Annotated in this window: 7 protein-coding genes; 3 read left to right on the top strand and 4 right to left on the bottom strand. The window is 73.3% G+C overall.

From position 1 onward, the window contains the following. Positions 1-25: 25 nt before the first annotated feature. Together ACXVGS_RS18260 and ACXVGS_RS18255 are read right to left on the bottom strand one after the other, a co-directional pair. Complete coding sequence (locus ACXVGS_RS18260) at positions 26-1,528, bottom strand: uracil-xanthine permease family protein (protein ID WP_458528631.1); 1,503 nt, start codon at positions 1,526-1,528, stop codon at positions 26-28. A 198-nt stretch (positions 1,529-1,726) separates the two neighbouring features. Then, a complete protein-coding gene (locus tag ACXVGS_RS18255; protein ID WP_458528629.1) occupies positions 1,727-3,442 on the bottom strand; it encodes a PucR family transcriptional regulator in 1,716 nt (571 codons plus the stop codon). 108 nt (positions 3,443-3,550) lie between these two features. On the opposite strand from ACXVGS_RS18255, the gene ACXVGS_RS18250 reads away from it, so the two are divergent. The 3 genes from ACXVGS_RS18250 to ACXVGS_RS18240 are packed head-to-tail and all read left to right on the top strand — an operon-like array spanning position 3,551 to position 7,368. Next, positions 3,551-4,441, top strand: a complete 891-nt coding sequence (locus tag ACXVGS_RS18250; RefSeq protein ID WP_458528628.1) for an oxamate carbamoyltransferase subunit AllH family protein — start codon at positions 3,551-3,553, stop codon at positions 4,439-4,441. After that, complete coding sequence (locus tag ACXVGS_RS18245; protein ID WP_458534007.1) at positions 4,438-5,934, top strand: FdrA family protein; 1,497 nt, start codon at positions 4,438-4,440, stop codon at positions 5,932-5,934. The genes ACXVGS_RS18250 and ACXVGS_RS18245 overlap by 4 nt, the downstream gene beginning before the upstream one ends. A gap of 12 nt (positions 5,935-5,946) precedes the next feature. Continuing rightward, a complete protein-coding gene (locus tag ACXVGS_RS18240) occupies positions 5,947-7,368 on the top strand; it encodes a DUF1116 domain-containing protein (protein ID WP_458537307.1) in 1,422 nt (473 codons plus the stop codon). Positions 7,369-7,455: 87 nt separating this feature from the next. On the opposite strand, the gene ACXVGS_RS18235 is transcribed toward ACXVGS_RS18240, so the two are convergent. Both ACXVGS_RS18235 and ACXVGS_RS18230 read right to left on the bottom strand, forming a co-directional pair. After that, entirely contained in the window at positions 7,456-8,034 is a 579-nt protein-coding gene (locus tag ACXVGS_RS18235; protein ID WP_458531790.1) for a nucleotidyltransferase family protein, read from the bottom strand. An 11-nt stretch (positions 8,035-8,045) separates the two neighbouring features. Continuing rightward, a partial coding sequence (locus tag ACXVGS_RS18230) for an XdhC family protein (protein ID WP_458537306.1) occupies positions 8,046-8,407 on the bottom strand: 362 nt, incomplete at its 5' end.

Below are 8,407 nucleotides of genomic sequence, written 5' to 3'. Positions count from 1 at the left end.
GCCCCCCACGTGGGGTGGTGCTGGGTCAGGGCTTGAGGTGGTGCTCCGCCGGGATGTCCTCGTCGCGGTAGAGCGGCGCGGACTCCTCCCCACCGGGGGTGTTCTCCACGGCGACGTTGCCGACGGCGATGACCGCACCGTCCGCGCGGGCGCGCAGGTCGGGGGTGGCCAGGGCCCGGGCCAGGTGGTAGGCGCCGATGGTGACGATCGTGCCGAGCGCGATGCCCGAGAGCGTGAAGTCCTTGGTGAAGACCAGGCTCGTGTTGCCGATCGCGATGATGATGCCCGCGGCGACGGGAACCAGGTTGAGCGGGTTCCCGAAGTCGACGTTGTTCTCCTTCCAGATCTTCGCGCCGAGCAGGCCGATCATGCCGTAGAGCACGACGGTGATGCCGCCGAGCACGCCACCGGGGGTGGCCGAGACGAGTGCGCCGAACTTGGGCGAGAAGCCGAACAGGATCGCGACGCCCGCGGCGACGAAATATGCCGCTGTGGAGTAGACGCGGGTGGCCGCCATGACGCCGATGTTCTCGGCGTACGTCGTGGTCGGGGAGCCACCGATGGAGGTCGCGATGACCGTGCCGACGCCGTCCGCGGCGATCGCGCGGCCCATCATCGGGTCGAGGTCGGCCCCGGTCATCTCAGCGACGGCCTTGACGTGGCCGGTGTTCTCGGCGATCAGGGCGATCACGGCAGGGAGCACCAAGAGGATGAAGGTGATGTTGAAGCTCGGCAGGTGCCAGCCGACGACGCCTGTGGCCGCGTCGGTGTGCGGCGGGAAGCCCAGCCACGAAGGACAGGCGGAGCCGTCGGCGAGCTTGGTGCCCGGGGTGCATGTGACCTTGGTCCAGTCGACCCGCCAGTGCGTGTCGACCTTGCCGGCCGCGGCGTTGTAGGACGTGATCTGGCCGAAGCCCCGGTCGAAGAGCCACGACAGGACGTAGCCGAGGATCAGGCCCAGGAAGATGGCGATACGGCCGATGAACCCGCGCAGGCCCACGCTCATGGCGATCACGGCCACCATGACGATCAAGGCGATCCACTGGTCCTGCGGCCAGTAGATGGTGGCGACGACCGGGGCCAGGTTGAACCCGATCAGCATGACCACGGCGCCGGTGACGACCGGGGGCAGCACCTTGTGCACGACCGCGGAGCCCACGTAGTGCACGGCGACGCCGACGAGAGCCAGCACCACGCCGGCGACGAGGATGGCCCCGGTGACGCTCGGCGCGATGACCGCGGCGTTGGCCTTGGGGTTGCTGGCCTTGATCTGCAGTCCGATGGCCACGACGCCGCCGACGAAGGAGGCGCTGGTGCCGAGGTAGCTGGGCACCTTGCCGTTGACGATCAGCAGGAAGCAGATCGTCGCGATGCCGCTCATCATGATCGCGAGCTGGGGGTTCAGCCCCATGATCAGCGGGAAGACGAACGTGGCGCCGAACATCGCGACCACGTGCTGAGCTCCGAGCCCTACGGTCTTCCCCCACGAGAGCCGCTCATCGGGCGCCACGACGTCGGTCGGACCCATGATCCGACCGTCACCGTGCAGTTTCCAACCCAACGCCATCAGGTCCTCCTTGTATGCGCCACAGGGCGTGGCACGGATCACGCCGGGCGGCGCAATGCGTGAACGCTAGGCCCAGCGTGGGGGCGCCGCTTGGTGATTTGTTGACAGTCACACGGCGTGTCGGTTGGTCACAGTTGTGGCGCCGGGGGACGAATCGGCTCAGATCCCACGCATCTGGACGACCTGCAGTGCCAGCGAGAGGGTCAGGCGCAGGTTGGGGTCGCTGGTGAACGGGCCGAGCATCCGCTCCAGCTTCACGATGCGGTAGCGCAGCGTGTTGTAGTGGAAGTGCAGGATCCGCGCCGTCTCGGCCACGTTGAGGTTGGTGTCCAGCAGCACCGAGAGGGTGGTGCGCAGGTCGGCGTTCTCCGGGGTGTCGTTGGTGACCAGCTCCCCGAGCGCCTCGGCCACGAAGCTGCGCAGCTCGGCGGTGTCGGGCACCAGGGACAGCAGGCGGAAGATGCCGAGGCCGTCGAAGTGCGTCAGTGCCGAGGGGCCGTGCATCTGCCGGCCGACGCTGACCGCCTTGCACGCCTGCTCGTAGGCCTGGGGCAGCTGGTCGGCGGAGTCGATCGGCCGGGAGATCCCGGTGGAGAAGGACCGTCGCCCACCGCCGCCGTCACCGCTGACGACGCGCACCATCTCGCGCACCGTCCGGCTGATCGACTCGGTGTCGGCGTCGTCGGGGACGCCGAGCACACTGACGACCTCCTGGCTGAAGCCGACCACCGGGGCCCGCTCGTCGCGGACCCGGACCACCTGGTGCCACGCGGTGGCGAACCGGTCCTGCAGCGAGCGCACCTCGTCGCGGCTCAGCCCGCGCGGGGTGGCGTGCGGGTCGGTCTCGGCGACGACGACCACCATCCGGCGGCCGATGTCCCAGCCGAGGGAGTCGGCGTGCGCGGTGACCCGTTCGGCCGACCCGGCGCGACCGGCGAGGGCGTCCCGCAGGAAGTCGGCCTGGTACTTGCTCTCGACCGCCGAGACCGCCTGGGCCTTGGTGATGGCCAGCGCCGCGACGGTGGCCGCCCGCTCGAGGGTGTGCACGTCGTCCGCGGTCAGCTCGTGCGTGGCGTTGAACGCCACGAGCCGGCCGTGGTCCAGGGCTCCGGCCACGATGCGCACCACCGCCCGCCGGGCCCGGTCCCCACCGGGTGCCCGCGCCCCCACCGGCTCGCCCTCGACGAGGAACCGGCCGGTCGGGTCGAAGCAGTCCAGCGCCAGCGCGCCGGCGAGGTCCTCGTCGGTGGCGCCCGCGCTGGCACGCACCCGGCCGTCCGCGGTGGTGACCATCACTGCGCCGCCGAGGATGCCGGCGAGCTCCTCGCACAGCCGGTCCAGGCCGCCGCCGGTGAGGACGATCTGGACCAGTGCCCGGTGGGCGTCCTCGGCCCGGGCGAGCATCGCCGCCTGCCGGTTGAGCACCTCGGTCAGGACGTGGTTGATGATGTCGTCGAACCCGACGTCGTCGGGCAGGGCGATGACCGGCAGGCCGAGCCGGTCGGCCTCCTCCAGCATCGCCGCGGGCAGCTCGGACAGGTAGCGGCCGACCTTGACCGCGACGCCGGCCAGCCCGCGCGCGGCGAGCTCGCTGACGAGCACGGGCAGGCTGTGCGGCACCCCTCGCAGGGGGTACCCGGTGGTGAGCAGCAGCTCCTGGGGCTTGACCCAGGGCAGGATGTCCGGCACCTCCATGACGTTGAGGCGGCTGACCAGCCGGTCGAGCCCGGCGTGACCGGCCAGCACCCGCGCCCCGCTCAGGCACTCCAGCTCCAGCACGGTGCCCAGGCTCAGCCCGGGACCGGGCACCCCGAAGGCACCCTGCGCTGGCAACTCCCGGTCAACAAGGGCCGAATCCTTGGCAACATTGCCCATGCTCGGGACTGTACCCGCGGCGTTAGCGTCGCCGAAGGGCACCCAACGACCCACCGGTGGCACGCGGGGCCCGGACGCCCGCCGGTCCCGACAGGACAGGAACTCCCCGTGACGCCTCAGGCTCCGCCGCCTTCGATGCTCGGCGCCGCCTCACCCCTCACCTGGGACCTGCTCGCCGGCCGGGAGCGGGAGGCCACGGTACTGGCGGCCTTCCCCACCGCGGTCTACCTGCGTGCCGGGGACCACCACGAGGTGCTCCCCGTCGTCTCGAGCGACGCGCTGATGCTGCCCACCGCACTGCGCCTGCCGCTGCCGGCTGACGACCTGGTCTGGGGCCTCGCCGCGGGCGACACCGTCACCCTGGGCCGGGGGATGCTGCGCCTGCCCGGGTGGGGGATCCGGGTGGTCCGGCAGTGGCGCCCGGCGCAGGTCCGCCCCCTCACCCACCGGGTCGCCGGGCACCTGCTTCTGGCCGCGGCAGCCGTGATGGCGCCGCGCGGGCTCGACGCCGACCTCGCCGACCGGGCCGGGTTCACCCTGCGCGCCGCGCTGCGCGGCGACGCGGCGACGGCCACCTCCCTGGTCGACGGCCTGGTCGGGTCCGGACGTGGCCTGACCCCGAGCGGTGACGACGCGCTGTGCGCGGTCCTGCTCGTGCTCCACGGCGTCGGCTCGCTGACCGGCCTGCGGGTCGCGTCCGCCGCGACCGCCGCCCGCCGGCACGCGACGACCAGCCTGTCCGCGTCGCTGCTCGACGCGGCCGCCGGAGGGTATGCCGTGCCGCAGGTCGCCGCGCTCGTCACCGACGCGCTGCGCGGCGACGAGACCGCGACGGCGACCGCCCTCGAGGACGTGCTGGCCATCGGCCACTCCTCCGGACGCGACCTCGCAGCCGGCCTGGCCGGCTGCCTGCGCGTCCTCGCCCTGCTGCCCCACGCCGTGCCGCGACCCGCGGCACCCGAACCCGCACCCGAACCCGCCGGAAGGGACCTCCCGTGACCGATCTTGTCGAGGTGCGCCGCGGCGCCTACTACGACTCGGTGAGCCTGATGCAGGTCTCCCGGGCCGTCGGTGCGGCCCCGGGCGTCAGCGCGGCGCTCGTGGCCATGGCCACCGAGCTCAACACCGACCTCCTGGCTGGCATGGGCTTCACGCTCGGCGAGCCGGTGGGCCCCAACGACATGCTCGTGGCGATCCGGGGCGAGGACGAGGCTGCCGTCGACGCCGGCCGCTCGGCCCTGGACGCCGCGCTGGCGGGCCTGAAGGCCGCCGGTGCCCAGGCCGGCGGGTTCGGCGACGCCCCGCCGCCGCGCACCCTCGGCTCGGCCGCCGCGGTCACCGGCGCCAACCTGGCGCTGATCTCGGTCCCGGGCCGCAACGCCTTCGTCGACGCCATGGACGCGGTCCGCTCCGGGATGTCGGTCGTGCTCTTCTCCGACAACGTCGGCGTCGAGGAGGAGGTCGCGCTCAAGGACGCCGCCCGTGAGGCCGACGTGCTGGTCATGGGCCCCGACTGCGGCACCGCGGTCGTCGGCGGCGTGGCCCTGGGCTTCGCCAACGCCGCCCGCGCCGGCTCGGTCGGCCTCGTCGCGGCCTCCGGCACCGGCGCCCAGCAGGTCATGTGCCTGCTCGACGCCGCCGGCGTGGGGATGAGCCACTGCCTCGGCGTGGGCGGCCGCGACCTGTCCTCCCCCGTGCAGGGACGCTCCACCAAGCAGGCCCTCGCCGCCCTGGCCGCCGACCCGGCCACCGAGTCGGTCATCGTCGTCTCCAAGCCCCCGGCCGCCGAGGTGCTCGAGGACGTTCGGGCGTATGCCGCGTCGCTGGGCAAGCCGGTCCACTGGGCCACCCTGGGCGCCGGCCGCCCCGACCTCACCGCGGCCGTGGAGGCCGCGCTGGAGGGCGAGGGGCACGGCATACCGCAGTGGCCGAGCTGGCCGGCCCCCACCCAGGAGTCGCCGGTGCCCGGTGCGCTGCGCGGGCTGTTCTGCGGCGGCACCCTGGCCGACGAGGCGATGCTCGTCGCCGCCGAGGTGCTCGGCCCGATCCGGTCCAACATCCCGCTGTCGCCCGAGCTGGCCCTGGGGCCGGACCTGCGCAGCGACTCCCACCTGGTCATCGACTTCGGCGACGACGGCCTGACCCAGGGCCGGGCCCACCCGATGATCGACCCGTCGCTGCGGCTGGAGCGGATCGCCGCCGAGGGCGCCGACCCGACCTGCGGGGTCCTGCTGCTCGACCTCGTCCTGGGCTTCGGCTCGCACAGCGACCCGGCCGGGGAGCTCGCCGAGGCCGTCGAGGGCGCGCGCAAGGCCGCCGCCGACGGGGGCCGCACGCTGCCCGTCGTGGTGTCCCTGACCGGTGTCGAGTCCGACCCGCAGGGCCTGAGCGCCTGCGCGAAGACGCTGCAGGCCGCGGGCGCGTCGGTGTTCCTGTCCAACGCCCAGGCCACGCGCCACGCCCTGTCCCTGCTCGCCGACGCCCAGGCCTGAGAAGGAGTTTCGATGACCGACACCACCACGCCCCTGCACGGCCTGCTGTCCGGCGAGCCCTCTGTCGTCACCGCCGGCGTGGGGCTGTTCGCCGACGCGCTGCGCGCCCAGGCGGCACAGGTCACCGAGGTCGACTGGCGCCCCCCGATGGACGGCACCGAGGCCGACCTGGCCCGGGTCATGGCCGACCCGCGGCGGGAGGAGGCCAACCGCACCGCTGTCTCCCGGCTCATGGCCGCCGGCGCCGAACTGGTTGACGTGCGCCCGGCCAGCGAGGCCCTGGGCATGGAGAAGGGCGTCTTCTTCCACGCCGGCCCGCCGATCACGTGGGACCGCGCATCCGGGCCGCTGAAGGGCGCGCTCATCGGCGGCATGCTCTTCGAGGGCCTGGCCGACAGCCCCGAGGAGGCCGAGAAGCACCTGGCCTCCGGTGACGTCACCCTCGACCCCTGCCACCACCACCACGCGGTCGGCCCGATGGCCGGTGTGGTCTCGCCGTCGATGTGGATGTTCGAGCTGCGCGACCCGGTGCACGGCGGCCGGGCCTGGTGCTCCCTCAACGAGGGGCTGGGCAAGGTGCTGCGCTACGGCGCCTATGGCCCGGAGGTGATCGAGCGGCTGCAGTGGATGGCCAACGTGCTGGGACCGTTGCTGCAGAAGGCGGTTCGCGCCCACGGTCCGGTGGACATCAAGGCGATCATCGCCCAGATGCTGCAGATGGGCGACGAGGGCCACAACCGCAACCGGGCCGGGACGTTGATGTTCCTGCGCGACATCCTCCCGTCGCTGATCACCGCCGACGCCCCCTCCTCCGACCTCGCCGAGGCGGTGCGGTTCATGGGCGCCAACGACCACTTCTTCCTCAACCTCGACATGCCGGCCTGCAAGCTGGCCACCGACGCGGCACGGGACGTGCCCGGCTCGACCATGGTCGTCACGATGGCGCGCAACGGCACCGACTTCGGCATCCAGGTCTCCGGCACCGGCGACGAGTGGTTCACCGGCCCGGCCAACACCCCGGAGGGCTTGTTCCTGGGCTCCTACGGCCCGGAGGACGCCAACCCCGACATCGGCGACTCGGCGATCACCGAGACCGCGGGCATCGGCGGCTTCGCCATGGCGGCGGCCCCGGCGATCGTGCGCTTCGTCGGCGGCGACGTCCCCCTGGCGCTGCGGGCGACGCGGTCGATGTACGAGATCACGCTGGACGAGCACCCCTCGTTCCAGGTGCCGATCCTGGAGTTCCGCGGCACCCCGAGCGGCATCGACGTCACCAAGGTCGTGCGCACCGGGATCCTGCCGCAGATCAATACCGGCATGGCTGGGGCGGTCGCCGGCACCGGGCAGGTCGGCGCCGGCCTGGTCACCCCGCCGGAGCAGTGCTTCCCCGCCGCACTGGCCGCGCTGGCCAAGGCGGTGCCGGACACCGTCTGACCGTCTTTGCGCAACCAGGTGCTGCTGGACCGGCCGGTTTCGGCGGGTCCAGCAGCACTTTTGTGCGCAAAGCGGGGGGCTGCGGCGTCAGGACGGCAGGTCGGCCGGGACGTCGATGTCCCGCCACGGCCCGAGGTCACCGCACTCCACCGGTGTGACCAGCCCGGGGTGCTCACGCAGCCAGGCCCGCGCGCCCTCGTCGCCGTGCACCGCGTCGGCCACCTCCGCCCACACCTCGCGCAGAAGCCCCACCGGGGTCCGCTGCTGCCCCCGGTATGCCGCGACGGCGGCGGTCGCTCCGTCGGCCAGGGCCGCGACCACCCGGCGCAGGTGCTCTGCCCCCACGCCGGGGGTGTCGACGAGGGTCACCACGAGGGCGTCGATGTCCGGGCGTTCCCCGACCTCGGCCAGTCCGACGCGCAGCGAGGACGCCTGGCCGCTGTCCCACTCGGGGTTGTCCGCCACGACGACCTCGGGGGTCTGCAGCTGGTCGCTCCCGGCCAGCGGCTCCGGTTCGACTGGTGCCGCGCCGGTGACCACGACGACCGGGTCGAGCCCGGCGTGGGCACAGGCCTCCACCGCGAGGTCGACCAGCCGACGGCCGTCGAGCTCCACCTGGGCCTTCGGCCGGCCCAGCCGGACCCCGGCGCCCGCGGCGAGCACCACGCCGGCGACCTTCACGGCACGCTCAGTGACGGCTTGGACGCGGGGTCGCGGTGGATCCGGCCGTCGAGGTCGCTGAGCCGGCGGCCGGTGCCACCCCAGCGGGCCGCGATGACCTCGGCGGCGATCGAGATCGCCGTCTCCTCGGGCGTGCGCGACCCCAGGTCGAGGCCGATCGGGCCGTAGAGCCGGGCCAGCTCGGCCTCGGTCACGCCGCGCTCGCGCAGCTCGGACTGCCGGGCCGCGTGGGTGCGCCGGGAGCCCATGGCGCCGACGTAGCCGGCAGGGCTGCGCAGGGCGACCTCGAGGAGCGGGACGTCGAACTTGGGGTCGTGGGTGAGCACCGTCAGCACGGTGCTCTGCTCGACGCGGCCGG

The organism is Oryzihumus sp., assembly GCF_054325275.1.
The sequence above is the reverse complement of the archived record's forward strand: the minus strand, read 5'-3'. Positions and strand labels throughout refer to the sequence as shown.